Source organism: Hymenobacter terrestris (assembly GCF_013377905.1).
Classification (GTDB): Bacteria; Bacteroidota; Bacteroidia; order Cytophagales; family Hymenobacteraceae; genus Hymenobacter; species Hymenobacter terrestris.
The window spans coordinates 103645-124670 of sequence record NZ_JABKAV010000003.1; the positions used below are offsets into that span (position 1 = coordinate 103645).

Annotated in this window: 17 protein-coding genes; 11 read left to right on the forward strand and 6 right to left on the reverse strand. The window is 60.6% G+C overall.

Going from position 1 to position 21026, the window contains the following annotated elements:
* The first annotated feature begins 77 nt into the window (after window positions 1–77).
* The gene (locus tag HW556_RS02065; protein WP_176897509.1) at window positions 78–1097 is read left to right on the forward strand and encodes a hypothetical protein; all 1020 of its coding nucleotides are present in this window, start codon (window positions 78–80) and stop codon (window positions 1095–1097) included.
* Window positions 1098–1185: 88 nt separating this feature from the next.
* Here the strand turns inward: HW556_RS02065 and HW556_RS02070 are convergent, their stop codons facing one another.
* On the reverse strand, window positions 1186–1707 hold the full coding sequence (locus HW556_RS02070; RefSeq protein ID WP_176897511.1) for an RlpA-like double-psi beta-barrel domain-containing protein: 522 nt from the start codon (window positions 1705–1707) through the stop codon (window positions 1186–1188).
* A gap of 462 nt (window positions 1708–2169) precedes the next feature.
* On the opposite strand from HW556_RS02070, the gene HW556_RS02075 reads away from it, so the two are divergent.
* Entirely contained in the window at window positions 2170–3360 is a 1191-nt protein-coding gene (locus HW556_RS02075; RefSeq protein ID WP_176897512.1) for an SMP-30/gluconolactonase/LRE family protein, read from the forward strand.
* 98 nt (window positions 3361–3458) lie between these two features.
* On the opposite strand, the gene HW556_RS02080 is transcribed toward HW556_RS02075, so the two are convergent.
* Window positions 3459–4664: a homogentisate 1,2-dioxygenase gene (locus tag HW556_RS02080; protein WP_176897515.1), complete on the reverse strand. Its 1206-nt coding sequence runs from the start codon at window positions 4662–4664 to the stop codon at window positions 3459–3461.
* Window positions 4665–4932: 268 nt separating this feature from the next.
* Here HW556_RS02080 and HW556_RS02085 point away from each other — a divergent pair, with 268 nt between their 5' ends.
* On the forward strand, window positions 4933–5904 hold the full coding sequence (locus HW556_RS02085; RefSeq protein ID WP_176897517.1) for a transglutaminase-like domain-containing protein: 972 nt from the start codon (window positions 4933–4935) through the stop codon (window positions 5902–5904).
* A gap of 30 nt (window positions 5905–5934) precedes the next feature.
* On the opposite strand, the gene HW556_RS02090 is transcribed toward HW556_RS02085, so the two are convergent.
* Window positions 5935–7617 (reverse strand): S41 family peptidase, encoded by a 1683-nt coding sequence (locus HW556_RS02090; protein ID WP_176897520.1) that lies wholly within the window; start codon window positions 7615–7617, stop codon window positions 5935–5937.
* Between the two features lie 403 nt (window positions 7618–8020).
* Between HW556_RS02090 and ruvX the strand changes: the two genes are divergently transcribed.
* Entirely contained in the window at window positions 8021–8431 is a 411-nt protein-coding gene (gene ruvX / locus HW556_RS02095) for a Holliday junction resolvase RuvX (RefSeq protein ID WP_176897522.1), read from the forward strand.
* Complete coding sequence (gene def, locus HW556_RS02100; protein ID WP_176897524.1) at window positions 8428–9033, forward strand: peptide deformylase; 606 nt, start codon at window positions 8428–8430, stop codon at window positions 9031–9033. Before ruvX ends, def begins: the two co-directional genes overlap by 4 nt.
* 125 nt (window positions 9034–9158) lie before the next feature.
* Here def and HW556_RS02105 read toward each other — a convergent pair whose 3' ends face one another.
* Window positions 9159–10574, reverse strand: coding sequence for a hypothetical protein (locus HW556_RS02105; RefSeq protein ID WP_176897526.1), 1416 nt, complete (start codon window positions 10572–10574; stop codon window positions 9159–9161).
* A gap of 170 nt (window positions 10575–10744) precedes the next feature.
* On the opposite strand from HW556_RS02105, the gene HW556_RS02110 reads away from it, so the two are divergent.
* The 6 genes from HW556_RS02110 to HW556_RS02135 all read left to right on the forward strand — a co-directional run bounded on the left by HW556_RS02110 (window position 10745) and on the right by HW556_RS02135 (window position 17685).
* Window positions 10745–11206 carry a ribosome-binding factor A gene (locus HW556_RS02110; RefSeq protein ID WP_176897528.1) on the forward strand — a complete coding sequence of 154 codons (462 nt, stop codon included), beginning with the start codon at window positions 10745–10747 and terminating at the stop codon, window positions 11204–11206.
* Window positions 11207–11308: 102 nt separating this feature from the next.
* Entirely contained in the window at window positions 11309–12148 is an 840-nt protein-coding gene (locus HW556_RS02115; RefSeq protein WP_246289493.1) for a class I SAM-dependent methyltransferase, read from the forward strand.
* 86 nt (window positions 12149–12234) lie between these two features.
* Entirely contained in the window at window positions 12235–13461 is a 1227-nt protein-coding gene (locus HW556_RS02120) for an FtsX-like permease family protein (protein ID WP_176897530.1), read from the forward strand.
* Between the two features lie 200 nt (window positions 13462–13661).
* Entirely contained in the window at window positions 13662–16631 is a 2970-nt protein-coding gene (locus tag HW556_RS02125) for a DEAD/DEAH box helicase (protein ID WP_176897532.1), read from the forward strand.
* 155 nt (window positions 16632–16786) lie between these two features.
* On the forward strand, window positions 16787–17440 hold the full coding sequence (locus HW556_RS02130; RefSeq protein ID WP_176897533.1) for a hypothetical protein: 654 nt from the start codon (window positions 16787–16789) through the stop codon (window positions 17438–17440).
* A gap of 38 nt (window positions 17441–17478) precedes the next feature.
* On the forward strand, window positions 17479–17685 hold the full coding sequence (locus HW556_RS02135; protein ID WP_176897535.1) for a hypothetical protein: 207 nt from the start codon (window positions 17479–17481) through the stop codon (window positions 17683–17685).
* 13 nt (window positions 17686–17698) lie between these two features.
* Here the strand turns inward: HW556_RS02135 and HW556_RS02140 are convergent, their stop codons facing one another.
* On the reverse strand, window positions 17699–19186 hold the full coding sequence (locus tag HW556_RS02140) for an amidase (RefSeq protein ID WP_176897537.1): 1488 nt from the start codon (window positions 19184–19186) through the stop codon (window positions 17699–17701).
* Window positions 19187–19293: 107 nt separating this feature from the next.
* Window positions 19294–20961: an energy-dependent translational throttle protein EttA gene (gene ettA, locus HW556_RS02145; RefSeq protein ID WP_176897540.1), complete on the reverse strand. Its 1668-nt coding sequence runs from the start codon at window positions 20959–20961 to the stop codon at window positions 19294–19296.
* Window positions 20962–21026: the final 65 nt, after the last annotated feature.

Here is a 21026-nt window from a genome sequence, read left to right on the forward strand (position 1 = left end):
CGGGCACAGTTTGCCCGAGAATGAGTGGGTTCGAGCAGCAGCCGACGTAACTTTGCGCTTCTGCTTGCTGCTTGTCCATGTCCGAATCTGCTCCTTCTGCTGCCGACCTCACGCTCTACGACCCCTTCGATGGCATGCGCTTTGGGCCGGAGGCGTGCTTTCTGTGCGGAACACCCACCACGCCGCCCCAGGATACGGTTCCGGTTTTCGCCGATTGGCTAATGGACCGCTACCAGCTGCGCGAGCGGCCTATCAAGCTGCTCGACCTGCGCATTGTTACCTATCCGGAGCTGCGCATTGCGTGTTGTGCCCGTTGCCGTACGCGGCACGTCGAGCCGCTGGAGGCGCATGTGGAGGCCGTAAGCCGGCAGGGGGTGCGTGGGTTTCGCGAGCTCGATGAACAGACGCTGTTTCTGTGGCTGGGCAAAATGTTCTACGGTATTCTGGTAACCGAGCTCATCAACCAGCAAGACCCGCTGGCCATGCCGCAGTATCCGCTGGCCGAAAACGCCCAGATGCTGCGCCGCTTTCAGGCGTTCTTCCAGCCGCTACAGGCCCTGCGCGTGCCCATCAGCTACGACGACTTCGTGCCGGCGTCCCTGTTCATGCTCGAAACTGAGGCCACCCACGACGAGCTGCCTTTCGAGTATGATGACGACCTGAGCACGCTGACCTTCAGCATCAAGCTTGATGAAACCGTGCTGATAGCCTGTCTGGTTGATAACGGCATTATTGGGCAGGCTATGCGGCGCGTAGATGCCGATGCCCGCCGGCCATTGCACCCGGTGCAGGTGGCCGAGTTCAAGGCCCGCGTATACTACGCGGCCTACCTACTCAACGTAGTGCCCGACTACTTCCCGCGCGCCCTAAAGTCCGGCGACCAGGAGGTGGTAATGGATTCGCTTATCGACGATGTAACCGGAGCCATCTTCAACCCCTGGGAAAACAGCGCTTACGCCCAGTCGTTGCTGGAAATGTGGAAGCGCTGGCAGATTCCATTGGAGCGCATCGTGGCCGACCCCAGCCGCCCGCTAAGCTACCTCTACGACGCACACGACCAGCCCCGGCACCTGCCAAAGTACCCGGAAGCGGAGTAAGGCGATAAAAGGAAGAGGAAAGCGGAGCTTAGCTGGCTGAGCCGGCAACCCTACAAGTCAGCAACGGGTAGCCACTAAGCACTAGGATTTAGCCTGCCTGCCAGGCAGATTCAGGAGCGTATTTCTGGAGCTTGATGCCGGTCCAGCGGCCTTCGAGGCCACCTTTACACTCTCGCTCGTTTACCAGCACGTCCACGCAATGGCGGTGGCGGCGGTTCATGGTGTCATGAATGATGTACACACCGTCGAGGCCGTTGGCGAGGCCACTGACGCGAACTTTTTCGCCGTATTTGAACGGTCCGCCCCATCTGGTAAGCAAGTCGCGCGATACGGCTAGCCAGCGGGTTTTGCTCGAGTGGTTTTCCGGGATGATGGAGCCATCGGCGGTTTCCATCGGGTTGTCATCGGTCTGGCCTACTTCGGGCCAGTAAGCGGTGGCCGTAACTTTGTAGGCCAGAGTTTCAGGAGCCTTTTTAACAGGCAACACCGGTAGCGACACGGCTACCGGACGGGGAGTCAGGGTAGCGACGGTGGAGGGCAATGCCAACGCCGTCGAAGAAATGGTGCGGGGAGGAAAGAGGAAAGTCAGCAGGAACAACGCAATAGACATGGCAATTGGGTCGGTGGACTCTCACTTAACCTGGAGAGGATAGGTAGCCGGCCCGACTCGGCAAAAGGGCAAAATATTTTCTCAAAAACTTTCGACCCTTATTCTCTAGGATAGCAACCCGAAGGTTGAATGCAGTGAATAGAGCGTGAAAGAGAGTTTTATTTAATACAATTTGTTGATTTAATTGTATTAAGTATATCCTTATGCTTTGAAGGGGTCAAAGGTAAGCCATTTTTTCAACATGACCCAAAAACCCTTTTTCTGATCCGCTAGGGGCTATGTTAAGTTGTGCTACTTCTTGCCATGTAAACCAGCCAAGATGCCAACATGTGGAACGCGCATACGGCACCAGCCTCGCTAGGGTTATCTGTAGCGGCCAAACCTGGTGTTGCGCTTAGCGTACTGTATGCCGATGGCCACTGGTATGGTGGCTGACTTACTGCTTTGCTATTCTGCGTTTCTATGCTGTACAACTCGTTTCCTGTGTCTGCCCGCGCCGCTGCTTTGCTGGCTCTGGGCTGGTTGGGTGCCTGCTCCGCTCCTTCTTCCGAACCTACTGCCGGTACTGGTTCCGCCACCGCCGCCGACTCGCTGGGCACGGCGGCCCCGGTTGCCCCGCCTGACTCGCCGCTGCAGATAGTAGCGCAGTTTCGGGAGCCGCAGATTGTAGGCGTGGCCGTGCTGCCCGATGGCCGGGTGTTCGGCGACTTCCCGCGCTGGGACAACAACCCGGTGGCCCCGATTGCCGAAATCGGCCCTGGTAATAAATTAACGCCTTACCCTGACGCCGAGTGGTGCAAGTGGGATGAAACCGTGCGCAACGAGCCCCAGAAACACTGGATTTGCCCCCAGAGCGTATACGCCGACCCCAGCGGCATGCTGTGGGTGCTCGACCCGGCCTCGCCCGGCATCAAAGGCACAGTGGCCGGTGGCCCTAAGCTGGTCAAAATCGACCCGGCCACCGATAAAGTGGTACAGAACATTGCCATACCTGCCAACGTGGCCCCCGGTAATTCCTACCTCAACGATGTGCGCGTCGACCCCGAAGCCCAGTACGCTTACATCACGGAGTCGGCCATTGGCAGCCTGGTCGTTATCGACCTGAAAACCGGGAAGTCGCGGCAGTTGCTGGCGCGCCACAAATCGATGCTTGGCGACACCACGCTCAACATCAAGGCCGATGGCAAGCTGCTCGTCGACCCCAGCGGCAAGCAGGGCCAGTTCAACGCCGATGGCATTGCCCTGAGCCACAACAGGCAGTATCTGTACTGGAAACCGCTGACCAGCTACGCGCTCTACCGCATCAAAACCGAGGCCCTGCGCAACCCAGCCCTCACCGAGACGCAGCTAATCGCCCAAATTGAGGACTTGGGCAAAGCACCGGCTTCCGATGGGATGATTCTCGATGCGCAGAACAACCTCTACCTGTCGGCCTTTGAAGACCACTCCATCAAGCGCCGCACGCCCGATGGTAAAATCGAAACCGTGGTGCAGGACCCGCGCCTGGAATGGCCCGACACGTTTGCCTTCTCGGCCGACGGCCGCACGCTCTACGTTACCAACTCGGCCATCCACAAAACCGCCACCTGGAATCAAGGAATAGGTCGGCAGGACCAGCCCTACCACGTTTTTAAGATGCCGATAGGGAAGTAAGCCGCATCGGCGGTTGACTGAAAAAGAACGGCGTAAGGGCGGAGACAAGCCTCGCCCTTACGCCGTTCTGCGTAACATGAGTTAATCGTTCAGGTTGCCTAATCCATCATATCAGCCGATCGAGGAGGATTGTGGGCCTCGGGGCGCCAGCTGAGTGGATAACCTTCATCCTCGTAAGCCAGCGCAGCTTCGGTGAGGTAGAGCGGCCGAAAGGTGTCGAGCATAACGGCCAGTTCATGGGTTTCCTTTTTGCCGATGCTGGCCTCTACGGTACCGGGGTGCGGCCCGTGTGGGATGCCGCTGGGATGCCAGGTGAAGGAGGCTAAATCGACTCCGCGGCGCGACATGAAGTTGCCTGCTACATAGTACAGCACCTCGTCGGAATCGACGTTGGAGTGGTTGTAGGGGGCCGGAATGGCCAGCGGGTGATAATCGAACAGCCGCGGCACGAACGAGCAGATAACGTAGTTGTTGCCCTCGAACTGCTGATGCACCGGCGGCGGCTGGTGGATGCGGCCGGTAATAGGCTCGAAATCGTGGATGCTGGTGGCGTAAGGGTAGAAATAACCGTCCCAGCCCACCACATCAAACGGCGAATTGCCGTAGAAAAGTGAGTGCAGCAGTCCGTCCTTCTGCACCCGCACCTCGTACTCGCCCGACGCGCGCACGTCGTCCGTAATCAACTCCGAAGGCCCTCGGAAATCCCGCTCGCAGTAGGGGGCGTGCTCCAGCAGCTGCCCAAAGTGGTTGCGGTAGCGCCGGCAGGTTTCCACCGGGCTGAACGACTCGATGATGAGCAGCCGCACCGGCCCTTCCTCGAAGTGCATCTGGTGGATAATGGTGCGCGGAATCACGATGTAGTCGCCGGGTTCGAAGGCCAGCTTGCCCAGCTGGCTCCACAGCTCGCCCCGTCCCTCATGCACGAAGATTACCTCGTCGGCCAGCGCGTTCTTGTAGTAGTAATCCATGCGCCGCTCGGTGGGGTTACACACGCTCATGGTCACGTCGGAGTTGCCGAGCAGGGTTTGGCGGGCTTCGAGGTAGTCGCCGCCGGTGCTGGTTTGGGCCAGCGTGCGCAGGTGGGCCGGAGCCAGCGGCCGGTCTTTCAGCAGCTTGGGCGCAAACGGCCGGGCCTCGCCAACACGCCTTATTTCGGTGGGCGCGTGGCGGTGATAGAGCAGCGACGACACGCCGTGGAAACCCATCGTACCCACCAACTGCTCATGATAGAGCGAGCCGTCGGGCTGCCGGAACTGAGTATGTCGCTTGCGTGGAATCTGGCCTAGACGCTGATAAAAGGGCATAACGAACGATTCTTTCGGGTGGGAAATACCGGTCGGTGAAGGTACAAAGTTTATGAGTTGCCAGGCTGAATGACGTTTAGAAGCTGTTTAGGAAGTCAAAAACACGTTATGCTGAGCGCAGCCGAAGCATCTCTACCGCTTCGTAGCATGATGCAGAGGAGCGGTAACGATGCTTCGGCTGCGCTCAACATGGCGGTCTGATGGTACCAACAGCTTGCTTCCTAGCAACTGATAACCAAATACCTTTGTCGGCGCTTTACTGCTACTTATGCTCTCATTCCTGCTGCCGCTGCTGGCCCTGCTCACTCCCCCCGATTCGGTTTCAACGCCTCGCAGCCGCACCTTTCGCTTCGATTATACGGCCACTGTGCCTGCTGCCCCGGCCGGCACCAAAGCCGTTGAGCTGTGGATGCCCGTTCCCCACGACGATAAGTCGCAGCAGGTAAAGGGCCTGAAAATCACGGCGCCGGTGGCCTACGATATTCAGATCGGCGAGTACGGCAACCGCATCCTGCACCTGCGGGCCACGGGTGCGGAGTTGCAGGGCTTCGAGGTGAAAATGAGCCTGGAAGCCATCCGGCAGGAGCACCTCACGCCCACCCTGGCCACCGGCCAGCGCCCGCCCCGCGAAAAAGCCGACCCCAACCTGAGCCGTTGGCTGGCTCCCGATAACCTTGTGCCGCTCGACCCCAAAATCCGCCTCTGGGCCCAGGAGGTGGTGGCGAAAGCCGGGGCGAAAACCGACCTTGAAAAGGCCCGCGCCATTTATGAGCACGTCGTAAGCACCGTTACGTATGACAAAACCGGCCAGGGCTGGGGCCGGGGCGACATCTACTACGCCTGCGACGCCCGCCGCGGCAACTGCACCGATTTCCACGCCGTGTTCATCGGCTACTGCCGGGCCCTGGGCATTCCGGCGCGCTTCAGTATTGGCTTCCCACTGCCGCCCGAGCGCGGTACAGCCGAAGTAAAGGGCTACCACTGCTGGGCCGAGTTCTTCACCCCCGCCACCGGCTGGGTGCCCATCGATGCTTCTGAGGCTGCCAAGAACCCCACCCGCCGCAACTACTTCTTCGGGGCCCACGACGAAAATCGCCTCGAATTCACTCGGGGACGCGATTTGGTTCTGGCTCCGCGCCAGCAGGGTCAGGCACTTAACTACTTCATCTACCCGTATGCCGAAGCCGACGGCCAGCCGCTGGCCGGCGTAAGCCATAGTTTCCGTTTTCAGGATAAGTAGATGATTGTAGCGCGAAGCTCCAGCTTTGCGCTACTGCCCGGCCAGCCCGAGCAAGGCCGTGTTGCCAGGCTCACGAATGGCATTCAGGGCCTGCTGCATCTCAACATCATCATGGTTGAGCACGCGGAAGTAGGCCGGCTTGCCGTAGGCGCTGCGGGCAATGTAGGCCTTTAGCTGGGTGCGCAGCAACGGGGCACAGCGGCGTAGGCCGGCTGCGTCGGCGGGCAGGCCGTTTTGCATGGCGCGGGTGGCCAGCAGCTGCAACTGCACGTCGCTGATGCGGAACTGCTCGCCGAACTGCTCGAAGCGCAGCGTCTCCAGTTCAGCTTTGTGGTCCTGGTAGTAGCTGAGGGCGAATTCGCGCACCAGGTTCAGGCTTTGCAGCTTCAGGTAGTAGCCCGACTGCGCCGAGGTATCGCGCGACACAAACAGGTCGGGCATGATGCCGCCGCCGCCGTACACCATCCGGCCCCGGGCCGTGCGGTAGCGCAGTGAATCGGCGAAGTGAATGCTGTCGGCGTGGAAATACTCGCCGTTGCGGGCCCGCTTCTGCAGCTCTTGCTCGTACTCGGCCAGCCCATGGCCGTACGATTTCTGAATGCTACGGCCCGATGGCGTATAGTAGCGGGCAATAGTAAGGCGCAGCTCCGAGCCGTCGTTGAGCGTGATGGGCTGTTGCACCAGGCCCTTGCCGAACGTGCGGCGGCCTACCAGCAGGGCCCGGTCGTGATCCTGCAGGGCGCCGGCCAGCACTTCGGAAGCCGAGGCACTGCCTTCGTCCACGAGCACCACCAGCGCGCCATCTTCAAACTCACCGGCCACCCGCGAGTAGGTCTGGGTGTCGTATTGGTCGCCCTTGCCCTCGGTGTACACAATCTTCTTGGTGCCTCCGATGAACTCGTCGGCAATTTTGGTCGCCCGGTCGAGGTAGCCGCCGGGGTTGCCACGCAGGTCGAGTACGAGCCGCGTGAGGCCCTGGCGGCGCAAATCGCCCAAGGAGGCCTTAAACTCGTCGTAAGTACCGCTGGCAAAGCGGCTGATTTTCAGGTAGCCCGTCTCGTTATCCACCATGTAAGCCACATCGACCGACGAATTGGGAATGCGGTTGCGCATAACGGCCACAGTAATGGCACGGGGCAGCCCCCGGCGCAATAACTGCAGCCGAACCTGGCTGCCACGCGGACCGCGTAGCTTGCCAAACAAATCCTGCATCGTGAAATGTACGCCCGATACGGCCTGTCCGTCTACGGCCAGAATTCGGTCGCCGGGCTGCAGGCCGGCCTGCTCGGCGGGGCCTTCGCTCAGCGGCGCCACTACCGTCACGGTGTCGCGGAATAGATTGAATTCGACGCCGATGCCGTCGTAGTCGCTCTGCAGAAAAGAAGAAGCCTGCTGCTGCTGCTTGGCCGGAATGAACACCGAATGCGGGTCAAGGCGCTCCAGCATGCGGGTAATGGCGTAATCCGACAACTCTTCGGCATTCACCGAATCCACGTAGTCGCGGTCAATGTAGCTGAGAATTTCCTTGAACTTGAGGTAACCGCGGGCCGTCAGATCGGGGTTTTGGCTGGAAGGCCGGAAGGGGTTGGCCCCAATCAGCACGCCACAGGCCAGTACCAGGCCCAGCAGCCAGGGTTGGCGCACCTGCCACCGCCAATTGCGGGGTCCAGGCTCCGAATTGGGCCGGGGTGGCTGCTTTGGCTGAAAGGTCATAAAGCGCTAGGCGAGTAGAGGTTCAGTCAATAAACGGGCAATAGGTACAGAACGGTTCTTCAAACTTATTGAAACTTTTCAAAGAAACCGGCGCAATACATAGTGGTATATCAATTTTCGAATAAGTGTCCAATATTTTATAATATTAAGTCAATAAACAGCCGTTTTTACACGTTTTATCCTAACAAAGAGCTGTCCTAATCTCTATTCAATACAAAGGTTTTTCTATAATTATAGAACGATTTGATTTTTCGCCAAAATAGCGCTTTTGCTCGCCCAACGGCGGTGTGGAGGCCGTGACCAACAACCAACTTCGGCCGGATGATTCGGGCGGACTGTCGTACCTTTGCGGGGCGGCGGCTGCTGGTTGGCGACCCCGCACTACACTCTTTTTTTTGATGCAATGGGGCGCGTGATGGCCATTGATTACGGGCACAAACGCGTGGGACTGGCCGTTACCGACCCGCTTCAACTGATTGCCACACCCCTGACCACCATCCATAGCCAGGAGCTGCTGGCCTACCTAAAAGCCTACCACGAGCGTGAGCCGCTGGAAGCGCTGGTAGTCGGCATGCCCCGCACCCTCGGCAACGAGCCCACCGATGCTACCAGCGCCGTAGTGGGGCTGGTACGGCGGCTTCGCAAAGAATTTCCGGCCGTGCCGGTGCATGAAATTGACGAGCGGTTTACCTCCCGGATGGCCCACGCAGCTATGCTGGCCGGCGGCCTAGGCAAAAAGGACCGCCGCGACAAGGCCACTGTTGATAGAGTGGCGGCCACCATTATCCTTCAATCTTACCTCGAATCCCGATGATTTTCCCCATCGTTGCCTTCGGCGACCCGGTACTGAAAACCCTCGCCAAACCCCTGCCCGCCAACTTTTCGGCGGCCGAGCTCGACCTGCTGATTGCCAATATGTACGAGACCATGTACCACGCCCACGGCGTGGGCCTGGCCGCCCCGCAGGTGGGCAAAGGCATCCGCCTGTTCGTTATCGACTCGGCGCCCATGCTCGACGAGGACGAAGACGGTAACCCGATTGTGGACGAGCCCACAGCAGCCCCCGTCAAGCGCGCTTTCATCAACCCCGAAATGCTGAGCGAAACCGGCGAGCCGTGGGCTTTCGAAGAGGGCTGCCTGAGCATTCCTGGTATCCGGGAGCGGGTAACACGCTGCCCGGTTATCCGGATGCGCTACGAAGACGAGCAGCGCCAGATACACGAGGAAACCTTCTCGGGCCTCACCGCCCGCGTTATTCAGCACGAGTACGACCACCTAGAAGGCGTGCTGTTTACTGATTATACCAAGGGCCTGCGCAAGCAGCTGCTCAAGGGCAAGCTCGCCCGCATCAGCAAGGGCGACGTGGATGCCGACTACCGCATGCGCTTTGCCGCCCCGGCCGGTGGCCGCCGGTAGTTGTTTGCTGTAAGCTGGCTGTCATTCAGAGCGAAGCGAAGAATGTTGTGTGGACTCTTTCGTTTACAATGGGTTCACGCAAGATTATTCGCTTCGCTCTGGATGACGTTCTGCCAACTATCCAGCTACTTCCCCAGCCGGTACACGCCTTTAGTGCTGGTGGGCTCGTAGCGGCCGAAAACCTGCGGGAGCTTGTAGCGGAGTTCGGGCAGCAGGTTGCGCTGGTCGATGAGGTACTGGGGCGGATTGGGGCCGAGGCTGCGGGCGAGCCGGAACACAGCCGCGTACTCATCGAGTCGGCCAAAATCGACCTGGGCCAGCCGCCAGTCGAGGTAGGGCGAGGCGAGGCGGTTATGCACGTAGGGGCGCAGGCCGGGTCCGAGTACGAGCAGGCGCTGGCCCTGCAGAAAGTTGGTACGCGGGTCGGGCTGCACGGCATAGCGAGCTTCCAAGGGCAGCTGCAGGGCGTCGTCGAGGAAGAAAACGGCCCGGTAGCGCACCAGCAGCACGACGCCTACCAGCAGTAGCAGCCCCACCTCGGGCACCCAGGCCCGCGCGGTTTTCTGCCACAGGTACAAGCTGAAATAGGCCACCGGCGGCAGCAGCAGCGCCGCCGTGCCGGGGGCCACGCCCCGGCCGGCCAAGGCCATGGCGGCCGCCACCAGTACCCATACCAGCATCAGCTGCTGAAACTTCACCTGAAATACGAGGCCCGGCGGCCCTAGCAGGCTGCGCAACAGCCCCAGCGCCAGCACCACCCCCGGCAGCACCAGCAGCCGCAGCTGCACGGGCAGCGGCAGCCCATCGGTGCCGGCCACGAGGCCACTAATGGTGGGCTGCAGATGAAACTGCGCGAAGCCCGGTAGCGAATCGGTATAGAGGAAGAACGTGGCCACTACCGCGTACGGGAACAGAAAGCCGCAAACCAGCAGTAGAAAGCTGCGGAACGAGTTGGCCGCGAAGATGATAACGGCAAACAGGCCCAGCAGCAGAAACAGCGCCAGCGGCAAGTAGCACAGCGCCGCCACGCCAATCAGGAAGCCGGCCCGAAACAGGCGGCGGTTATCGTAGCCCTCGCGCGAGGTGGGCAGTAGGGCGCTGAAACCGGCAATCAGAAACGTGTGGCCCAGCAGCAGCGGCGAGAAAATATCGAGGTCGGTGCTGGCCGAACCCACCAGCAGGTATACCAGCGCCACCAGGTAGCCACGCTCGGGCAGCACATCGGCGCGGTTGAGTACGAAGTTGAAGCGGATGGCCTGAAACGTGAGCAGCGCCAGTGCCAGCAGCCGGTACAGCCACAGCGTCCGGCTGCTCAGCAGCTCCAGTAGTCCGGCCAGGGCGGCGGCCAGCGGCGCGGTGCTGTCATATAGGTCGCGGTAGAGGCGCACGCCTTCGCCCAGCCGCTCGCCCACCAGCATCGCGCGCAACTCGATGGGCATCAGGGGCAGGCCCCACCAGAGCAGCGGCAGCCGCAGCGCCAGAACGAGCAGCAGCAACAGCAGCAGGCGGGTGGGCAGGGTGCTTTTGAAAAACGTAAGCAAGTGGGATGTTGGGGGCTAGCGGTTCGAAGGGCAGGAGCGCAGGTGCCGCGCCAGGCAAATATACGGGCCCTGAAGGCGGCCCGAAGCGAACGACTTTAGCCGGCGTATCTTTCCCTGCTCCCCTAAAATCTTAGTTAAGACTCCAGACCCTCTTATCTTTGTAGCCTCTTATGGAAAGCAAACGACAACAAAAAGTAGCCAGCCTGCTCCAGCAGGAGCTGGCGGCCGTATTTCAGCGCGACCTACCCCACCTGTTTCCGGGCCTGCCGCCGGGCATCAACTTGGTGCGCGTATCGCCCGACCTGGGCGTGGCCCGCGTGTACCTGAGCGTGCTCAGCATCGGTAGCGCGGCCGACAAGGCCAGCCAGGGCGAGGCGCAGATGGTGCTGGTGAAGGACAACGGCAAGCCCATCCGGCAGGCGCTGGCCAAGCGGATTCGGCGCCAGCTGCGCATTGTGCCCGAACTGGTATTCTTCCTCGATGACTCGGCCGCCTACGCCGCCCAGATGGACCGCGTGTTTGGCGACCTGGAAATTCCGCCCGCCCCCACCGAGCCAACCCCGTCCGAAAGCACCGACGCCGCCACCAGCATCGGTAGGCGTCCGCGCCTGTTCGGAGGCGAAAACGAATAAAAAATCGTTTGTCATCCTAAGCAGCACGAACCACTCATGCAGAACGAGTCGATGGATATTCGCATCTGTACAGGCCCTTCGTGCTGCTCAGGATGACCATCTTTGGCCTTCACCCACTCACCGGCTCACCCCTTGCATTACGACCCGATTAAAAAGTCGCTCGGCGACGTGTTCAACCGCACTCCCTGGCTGCGGCGGCTCTTTTATCATCTGCTCGATTTGCTGCTGTTGCGTACCTGGCACGTGCACCGCGAGCTGCGCGCCTGGAGCAAGGGCCGTACCCAGGAAAACCTGACGATTCTGGACGCCGGTTCGGGCTATGGGCAGTACACGTACTGGCTGGCGGGCCAGAGCCCGAAGTGGGAAATTCTGGCCGTCGATGTGAAAGAGGAGCAGGTGGCCGATTCCAACCGCTTCTTCCGCGAGATTGGCCGCGTGAATGCCCAGTTTGCCGTGCAGGACCTGGTGCTTTACCAGCAGCCGAACACCTTCGATCTGGCGTTGTCGGTGGATGTGATGGAGCACATTCTGGAAGATGTGGAGGTGTTCAAAAACATCCACGCCTCGCTCAAAGACGGTGGCATGCTGCTCATCTCCACCCCCAGCGACCAGGGTGGCTCCGACGTGCATTCCGACGGCGAAACCAGCTTTATCGAGGAGCACGTGCGCGACGGCTACAACATCCATGAAATTCAGCAGAAGCTACGCACGGCCGGTTTCGAGCGTATCGAGGCCCAGTACAGCTACGGCGAGCCGGGCCAGATTTCGTGGCGCCTGAGCATGAAGTACCCGATTCAGATGCTGGGCGCGTCGAAGTGGTTTTTCCTGCTGCTGCCCTTCTACTACCTAGTTACCTTCCCCTTCTGCTTGCTGCTGAACTGGCTTGATGCCAGCACGAAGCATGAGTCGGGCACCGGTCTCATCGTGAAAGCCTGGAAATAGACCTTTCCGGCTCAACGGCGTATCTTGGCTGCGGAACCCGCTGCTTTTTACCCTCACACTCCGCCCAGCTCCGGCCCGCCCCGCACGTGAACGTACCCTTGCTCATTGCCCGGCGTTATTTTTCCTCCAAGAAAAAGCGCAACATTATCAGCATCATCTCCAACATTTCGATGGTGGGGGTGGCGGTGGGCACTACGGCGCTGATTATCGTGCTCTCCGTTTTCAACGGCCTCGAAGACCTGGTGCGCAGCCTCTACGGCAAATCCGACCCCGACTTGGTGGTGACGGCCGTGCAGGGCAAGTCGTTCGAGCTGACGGCCCCGCTGCTGGTACGCGTGCAGCGCACGCCCGGCGTGCGCATGGTAACCGAGGTAATTGAAGACAACGCCCTGCTGCAGTACCGCGACCGGCAGATGGTGGTGAAGATGAAGGGCGTTTCGGCTAACTACCAACACCAGAGCAATATCGATTCGGCCATTGTCGACGGCAACTCGGGCCTGCAGCGCGAAGGCCGCGACTACGCCCTGCTTGGGGCCGGCGTGCAGCACGAGCTCAGCATTGCCCTTGATAACCGCTTCGCGCCCATGCGCCTGCTGTACCCTAAGGCCGGCAAGTTCAAGGTTTCTATGGATCCCGATGCCTACTTCACCCAGAAAAATATTCTGGCTGGGGGCGTTTTCCTCATCGAGCAGCGTATCGACGATAGCTATGTTTTTGTGCCGCTCGATTTCGCCCGCGACCTGCTCAACTACGGCACCCGCCGCACGGGCCTGGAGGTGAAGGTGAAGGACGGCCAGGACATTGAGAGCGTGCAGCAAACGCTACGTGAGCGGCTCGGCCCGACTTTTAAGGTGCTCAATTCCGACGAGCAGCACGTGTCGTTGCTCAAGGCCATTAAGGTGGAGAAGATGTTCGTGTTCATCACCTTCGCCTTCATTCTGCTCATTGCCAGCATCAACATCTTCTTCTCGCTCTCGATGCTGGTGATTGATAAGAAGAAGGACATGGCCGTGCTGATGGCTATGGGGGCCGACCAGCGTACCATTCGCAACATTTTCCTGTTCGAGGGGGCCATTGTGGCCCAGGTGGGCGCCATTGTCGGGCTGGTGCTGGGCGTGAGTATCTGCTGGATTCAGCAGACGTTCCATGTGGTGAGCATGGGTATGGCCACGAGCGTGGTGGACGCGTACCCGGTGAAGATGCAGCTCTCCGATATTGTGCTCACGGGCATTGCCATCGTCTTTATCACCATCAGCGTCTCTATCCGGCCGGCCCTGAACGCCTCGCGCCTCGACGTGCGCGACAACCTATAGGCCATCCGCCTTCGCCCCCTGCGTCGCACTTGTTGGATACTTCGTGGACGGCTGAAGAAATGCTGCTGGCTGAATTTGCGCGCCAAAACGAAAGGATACCAGCTTTTAGTATGTTTATTCAGTGGATGAACTTTCTTATTGATTAAAATTACGCTATTTAGCGGGCTGTCTTTGTTTAATTGCCCCTATTAAGCCCGACCATGAAGGTCTCGACTACTGAGCCATTTCAGATTGTTTATTCGCTGCTGGAGCATGAATATCTGGGGTATTTATTCGAGTCGTATGTGGTGCAGCGCAACGAGCGGGGCCAACTGACACTCCTGCACCAAACTGTATCGGCCAAGAACGCGGCCGAGTTTGGAGCCGGCCTCGACGCCACGGATTTCGAGCTGGTAGCCCTCACCGACCAGATAAGTCAGGACGCGGTTATCAAGGAGTTCGGGCCCAAGAAAAAGACGACGCCGGCCGATTTCTTCCTGAAAACCTACGACCCCGAAAAAGGCGATAAGCCGTTGCAGGATGCTATTTGCCGCTACGTGCAGGAGCGCCTGGGTCAGATTATGGCGCGGCTGGCGGGCAAGTGCGTATTTATTATGGGCCGCGACGGCGAGCCAACCTGGCGCGAGATTTCCCTGGCTCCTGAGCCGGCATCGGTACTATTTCACTTCCGGCGCAACGAGGAAAACACCCACTACTTCCCCACCATTCAGTACCAGGGCCAGAAGCTCGATTTCCAGTATAAAAACACGGTAATCGTGTGCGAGCAGCCGGCCTGGCTGCTGGTGGGCGACGTGCTGCACAACTTCCGCAACGAGGTGGACGGCAAAAAGCTCAAGCCCTTCCTCAACAAGAAGTTCATCATTATTCCGCGCCAGGTCGAAGACAGCTACTTCCACAAGTTCGTGGCCCCGCTGGTCGAGTCGTTCGATGTGCACGCCCGCGGCTTCGATATTCGCTCGGAGCGCTACGTTGCCCGCCCGCAGCTCACGTTTTCCGATGCGCCGGCTCTTGTTGCGGCTACCGCCGCTCCAGCCGCCACTCCCCGCCCGGGCCGGCGGGCTTCCGGAGCCGTTGCAGCCGCGACATCGGCACCGCCTGCCAACCACATCCACTTCGACCTGAGCTTCCGTTATGGCCCTCACACGGTGCCTTCTGACCACGACAAGCGCGTGTGCGTGAAGCTGGAAAAGCAGGCCGACAACTACGTGTTCCACCGCCTCATCCGCGACCTCGACCAAGAGCAGGAGATAGTGCGCGAGCTGCAGGCCCGGGCCCTGGAGGTGCAGGATGGGCGCGCCATGCTCGAGAAAGCCACTGCCTTCCGCTGGCTTCACGACCACACCGACGAGCTAACCCAGCGCGGCTTCACGGTGAAGCAGGGCCGCTCCTCGGGCAAGGACTACTTCATCGGCTCCGTATCGGTGGAAGTGGGCATCACCGAAACCAACGACTGGTTTGATGTACACGGCGTGGTGCGTTTTGGCGAGTTTGAAATTCCGTTTATCAAGCTGCGGCCCTACATTCTCAACAAGCGTCCCGAATTCCGGCTGCCCAACGGCCAGATTGCCATCATTCCGGAAGAGTGGTTTGCGCAGTACCTGGAGCTATTTGCCTTCGCCGAGGAGCACAACCAGGGCCTGAGCCTGCGCAAGCACCACGTGTCGCTGGTGGCCGACCTGCAGAGCGGCAACCTGGCCACCGTGCTTATGTCGCGCAAGCTGGAGCAGCTGCGCGAGTTTGAGGCCGTGGCCGAGCAGCCTATGCCAACCACTTTCCGGGGCGAGCTACGCCCCTACCAGAAGGCGGGCTACGACTGGCTTCACTTCGTGCAGAACTACCAGTTTGGCGGCTGCCTGGCCGACGATATGGGGCTCGGCAAGACCGTTCAAACGCTTGCGCTGCTGTTACAGCGCAAGGAAATGGCCACGGCCCGCGGGGCAGCCTCACTGCTGGTGATGCCTACCTCGCTGGTGTATAACTGGATGACAGAGGCCTTTAAGTTTGCGCCCGGCCTGCGTCTGCTCATCTATACCGGCACTTACCGCGAGAAAAATGTGGCCCAGTTTGCCGATTACGATGTGGTGCTGACCAGCTACGGCATTGTGCGGCTGGATATTGAGCTGCTCAAAACCTACCAGTTCGACTACGTGATTCTCGACGAGTCGCAGGCCATCAAGAATCCCGGATCGACCACCTCGCAGGCCGTGCGCCAGCTGCCGGCCCGCCACCGCCTGATTCTGACCGGCACGCCGGTGGAAAACAGCACGATGGATTTGTGGTCGCAGATGTCATTCATCAACCCCGGGCTGCTGGGAACCCAGGCGTTTTTCCGCAAGGAGTTTCTCAAGCCTATTGAAAAGCACCAGGACGAGGACAAGCGCCGCCGGCTGCACGCGCTCATCAAGCCCTTTATTCTGCGCCGCCACAAGGCCCAGGTGGCCACCGAGCTGCCCGCTAAAGTGGAAAACCTGAATTACTGCGCCATGACCGATGAGCAGCAGCAGTTCTACGAGGAAACCAAGAGCCACTACCGCAACCTGATTCTGCAGAACCTGGAGGAAACCGGCTCGGCCAACACCCAGTTCGTGCTGCTACAGGGCCTCACCAAGCTGCGCCTGATTGCCAATCACCCCCGCCTCGCCGACCCGGAGTACGCCCACGAGTCGGGCAAGCTGCGCGAGGTGGTGCGGATGATAAAGAACGTGGCAGCCGAAGGTCATAAGGTTCTGGTGTTCAGTCAGTTTGTAAAGCACCTGGATTTGGTGCGCACTGCCCTCGATGAGCGGCAGCTCGCTTACGCCTACCTCGACGGCAACACCCGCGACCGGCACAAGGAGGTCACCCGCTTCCAGGAAACGCCCGAGCTGCGCGTGTTCCTCATCAGCCTCAAGGCCGGCGGCGTGGGCCTCAACCTCACGGCCGCCGACTACGTGTTCCTGCTCGACCCCTGGTGGAACCCCGCCGTGGAGGCCCAGGCCGTCGACCGCGCCCACCGCATCGGCCAGGAGCGCACGGTGTTCACCTACAAGTTCATCACCCGCGGCACCGTTGAGGAGAAAATCCTGGCCCTGCAGCGCAAGAAAATCCAACTCGTCACCGACCTCATTTCCACCGACGAAGCCGTCATCAAGAACCTGACGAAGGAGGATATCGAGGAGTTGCTGGGGTGAGCTAAGTAACGCGGTGGTTTATTGAAAATTACTGTAAATCAATGCTATATAGATGCATTATTAGTCGCTTCGGCTGGCTGCTTGCCTAGCGAGGTGTGCTACGCTAGCTTGCGGTCATCTTCACCCTAGTTCGTATTGTCAACTCCCTTATGAAAGTGAAATTATTATTAACCAGCCTGCTGCTGCTGGGTGGCAGCGGGCCATTGTGGGCGCAGGTAGTGGCGCGTCCTCCAAGCCGGCTGAGCCTGCAGATTCATTACGGAGGCGTGGCCAACTTTCAGGCGGCTTCTTTCGAAGACTACTCCTATGAATTGCAGCACGTGCGGCTACTGGGTACGGCTGGCGGGGGCGAAATAGGCTACCAGCTAAGCCAAAAATCGGCGCTGGCGCTGGACTATACCCGGAGCGTGAACATGGAGCAGAAGCACGTGCGCTATCAGAATTCACCGGGTACGTTTGCCCAAATCGATTTCCGGCTGCGCTACATCAACAACGCCTTCCAGGCCGTGTACGAGCGGAGTATCGCCCGCGACCTGAAGCTGCACGCCGGCCTGCTGTACCTGACTACAGCCTCGCAGTCGGCTGCCATAGCCCCGGTGCTGGTGGGCAATCAGCCGTACATTTCCATCAGCGAAATCAACCGCAGCAACAGCTATGCCGAAGAGGGCGGCGTGGTGGCCGGTCTGGAGTACTCGCGCAACATTGATACCCGACTGCGGCTGGGCCTGAAGGTGCGCGGCTACTATCTGCTGTCGGTAACTACCTTCGAGATGCTGACGCTCACGCCCACGCTCACCTATCAGCTGTAGTTGGCGGCGGGTCTGCACCTATCCAAATTACTACCACTATGGGTTTATTTGATGCTCCTGAACCAGTTGGCGTCGAGATTAAGGGCCACGAACTGCACTGCGTCATCTGTCGGCACAACCGGTTTCACCGCCATAAAATCAGGCTCGACCGCGCCGGCCTGTTCACCTCCGAGTGGTCGGACCCCATGGCCGTGAGCTACGAGTGCGCCAATTGCGCCTACTTGCACTGGTTTATGCCGCAGTAAGCCAGCCGACAGCTCACAGCAAAGGTCGTTTCCCGAACCACGGCCGGGCCTGCTCCAGTTGGCCGGCCACGCGAAACAGCACATCCTCGGCGCCCAACGGGGCCACAAACTGCACACCGCAGGGTAGGCCGTCGGTGGTCCAGTGCAGGGGTACCGACATGGCTGGCTGGCCCGTGAGGTTGACGAACTGGGTGTAGGGCGTTTTTTCGAGGCTCTGCTCGGCCAGCTGCTCCACCAGCCCTGAGCGGCGCATGAGGCCGCCCAGCCCGAAGGTGTTTACCAGCTTCAGTAGCAGCTGCTCGGTGGGCTTAGGCTGCAGCTCGCCGATGCGCACTGGCGGCACGGCCAGCGTGGGCGTGAGCAGCAAATCGTACGTCTGGTGGAACTGGCCGAGGCTGCGGGCGCAGTCGTTCCAAGAGTGGCGGGCTGCGGCGAAGTCGGCGGCCGAGTAGGTGCGGCCCAGTAGCCCCAGTAGCCAAGTGGTGGGCTCCACGTCGGCGGGGCGGGCGGGGCGACCCAAGTGCTGCGCCAGCGCGGCAATGCTGGCCCCGGTTTCGCCGAAGTACAGCATCAGAAACGCCCGCGCCACGGCTTGCCCATCGAAGGGCAACGACACTTCCTCCATGGTGTGGCCCAGGCTTTCGAGCAGCGCGGCGGCCTCGCGCACGGCCGTAGCGCACTCGGGGTGCAGGGGCTTGCCCAGCGGGTGGCCCAAGCTGAAACCGATGCGCAGGCGGCCCGGCGAGCGGCTCACTTCCTCCAGATAGGGCCGGCCGGGCGGGGGCAGGAAGTAAGGCGCGCCGGGGTCGGGTCCGGCGGTGGCGTCGAGTAGGGCCGCGCTGTCGCGCACCGAGCGGCTGAGCACGTGCTCGACGGCCGCGCCCTGCCACTTCTCGCCCTGCTCGGGGCCGGTGGGGTTGCGGCCCCGGCTGGGCTTGAGGCCGAACAGCCCGCAGCAGGCCGCCGGGATGCGGATGGAGCCGCCCCCGTCGCCAGCCCCAGCTACCGGCACAATGCCGGCCGCCACAGCCGCCGCCGCCCCGCCGCTGGAGCCGCCGGGCGTGTGAGCTAGGTGCCAGGGGTTGCGCGTGGCCCCGAATAGTGCCGGCTCGGTTATGCCCATCAGCGCAAACTCGGGCGTGTTGGTTTTGCCCAGCACATTCAGGCCCGCCGCCTGCCAGCGCCGCACCAGCTCGGCATCCTGCGCGGGCACGAAATCCCGCAGCGCCCGGCTGCCGGAACTGTGTGGCACCCCCGCATACTGAGCCCCAAAATCCTTGAGCAAAAACGGCACCCCGCAGAAAGGACCAATAGGTAATCCGTCCGCCGCTCGCGCTTCGGCCGCCTCGTACAGCGGCCGTACCACGGCGTTGAGGCGCGGATTCACGGCTTCTGCGCGGGCCACAGCGGCGGCGCACAGCTCGGCGGCCGTTAGCTGACCCCGGCGCACAAGGTCGGCTTGGGCGAGGCCGTCGAGCTGGTCGTATTCGGCAAAGGTCATGGCTTCGTTTTCTAGTGCTGGTGTTATGCAGTTCGGGCCTATCAGATAGCACGTGCGTGCATCCGACAGGCCCGAATAACGGTTAATCAACCTTAGAAAACCAACGCCTACCCTAGGCTGCGGTAGCGCACCCGCTTGGGAGCCACGTCGCCGAGGCGCTTCTTCTTGGCTTCCTCGTAGTCGGAGAAGTTGCCCTCGAACCAAACTACTTCCGAGTCGCCCTCGAAGGCCAGGATGTGCGTGGCCAGCCGGTCGAGGAACCAACGGTCGTGGCTGATGATAACGGCGCAACCGGCGAAGTTCTCCAGCGCGTCTTCCAGCGCCCGGATGGCATTTACGTCGAGGTCGTTGGTGGGCTCATCGAGCAGCAGCAGGTTGGCGCCCTGCTTGAGCGTGGTGGCCAAGTGTACCCGGTTCCGCTCGCCGCCCGAGAGGCTGCCCACTTTCTTTTCCTGGTCGCCGCCCCGGAAGTTGAAGTTGCTCACGAAAGCCCGCGAGTTGACGGGCCGGCCGGCCAGCATCATCGTTTCGGTACCGCCAGAAATGGTTTCGAATACCGATTTGTTGGGCTCCAGCGTGTCGTGTTGCTGGTCCACGTAGGCCGTCTGCACCGTGGGGCCCACTACGAACGTGCCGGCATCGGGCTGCACTTGGTCGGTGATGAGGCGGAACAGCGTGGTTTTGCCGGCGCCGTTCGGCCCGATAACGCCCACAATGCCGCCCTGGGGCAGCGAGAAGCTCAGGTTATCAAACAGCAGCTTGTCGCCAAAAGCCTTGCGCAGGCCTTCTACCTCAATTACCTGGGCACCCAGGCGCGGGCCATCGGGGATGAAGAGTTCGAGCTTCTGCTCCTTCTCCTTCGAGTCCTCGTTCACCATTTTGTCGTAGCCGGCGAGGCGGGCCTTGCTTTTGGCCTGGCGGGCCTTGGGAGCCATGCGCACCCATTCCAGCTCGCGCTGCAGCGTTTTCTGGCGCTTGCTCTCGGTTTTCTCTTCCTGCGAAAGGCGGTTGGACTTCTGCTCCAGCCACGAGCTGTAGTTGCCCTTCCACGGAATGCCTTCACCCCGGTCGAGCTCCAGAATCCACCCGGCCACGTTGTCGAGGAAGTAGCGGTCGTGGGTTACGGCAATCACGGTGCCTTTGTACTGCTGCAAATGCTGCTCCAGCCACAGCACGCTTTCGGCGTCGAGGTGGTTGGTGGGTTCGTCGAGCAGCAGTACGTCGGGCTCCTGCAGCAACAGGCGGCACAAAGCCACTCGGCGCTTCTCACCTCCCGAGAGTTTGCCGATGATGGCGTCGGCGTCGGGGGTGCGTAGCGCGTCCATGGCCCGCTCCAGCTTGCTGTCGAGGTTCCAGGCATCGAGCTGGTCGAGGCGCTCCTGCACGGTGCCCTGGCGCTCCAGCAGCTTGTCGAAGTCGGGGTCTTCGCCGCCGAATGCTTCGTTGATTTCCTCGAATTCCTGGAGCAGCGCCACCGTTTCGGCCACGCCTTCCTGCACTACTTCGAGCACCGTTTTGGTGGCATCGAGGTGAGGCTCCTGTTCGAGGTAGCCCACCGAGTAGCCCGGCGAGAACACCACGTCGCCCTGAATCTGCTTGTCGACGCCGGCAATAATCTTGAGCAGGCTTGACTTACCCGAGCCGTTGAGGCCGAGCACGCCGATTTTGGCGCCGTAGAAAAACGAGAGGTAAATGTTTTTGAGAACCTGTTTCTGGGGCGGGTACACCTTAGTGACCCCGGCCATCGAAAAGATAATGGTGGGCTGGTCGCTCATGACAAGAAAGTAGAAGCTGAAAAAAATGGCCTGGGCGGGCAGAAAGCCGGCCGGCCGGCGTTGTC

Coding starts and splice junctions, on each gene's coding strand:
- HW556_RS02065 (WP_176897509.1), top strand. CDS start 78: ATGTCCGAATCTGCTCCTTCTGCTGCCGACCTCACGCTCTACGACCCC.
- HW556_RS02070 (WP_176897511.1), bottom strand. CDS start 1,707: ATGTCTATTGCGTTGTTCCTGCTGACTTTCCTCTTTCCTCCCCGCACC.
- HW556_RS02075 (WP_176897512.1), top strand. CDS start 2,170: ATGCTGTACAACTCGTTTCCTGTGTCTGCCCGCGCCGCTGCTTTGCTG.
- HW556_RS02080 (WP_176897515.1), bottom strand. CDS start 4,664: ATGCCCTTTTATCAGCGTCTAGGCCAGATTCCACGCAAGCGACATACT.
- HW556_RS02085 (WP_176897517.1), top strand. CDS start 4,933: ATGCTCTCATTCCTGCTGCCGCTGCTGGCCCTGCTCACTCCCCCCGAT.
- HW556_RS02090 (WP_176897520.1), bottom strand. CDS start 7,617: ATGACCTTTCAGCCAAAGCAGCCACCCCGGCCCAATTCGGAGCCTGGA.
- ruvX (WP_176897522.1), top strand. CDS start 8,021: ATGGGGCGCGTGATGGCCATTGATTACGGGCACAAACGCGTGGGACTG.
- def (WP_176897524.1), top strand. CDS start 8,428: ATGATTTTCCCCATCGTTGCCTTCGGCGACCCGGTACTGAAAACCCTC.
- HW556_RS02110 (WP_176897528.1), top strand. CDS start 10,745: ATGGAAAGCAAACGACAACAAAAAGTAGCCAGCCTGCTCCAGCAGGAG.
- HW556_RS02125 (WP_176897532.1), top strand. CDS start 13,662: ATGAAGGTCTCGACTACTGAGCCATTTCAGATTGTTTATTCGCTGCTG.
- HW556_RS02135 (WP_176897535.1), top strand. CDS start 17,479: ATGGGTTTATTTGATGCTCCTGAACCAGTTGGCGTCGAGATTAAGGGC.
- HW556_RS02140 (WP_176897537.1), bottom strand. CDS start 19,186: ATGACCTTTGCCGAATACGACCAGCTCGACGGCCTCGCCCAAGCCGAC.
- ettA (WP_176897540.1), bottom strand. CDS start 20,961: ATGAGCGACCAGCCCACCATTATCTTTTCGATGGCCGGGGTCACTAAG.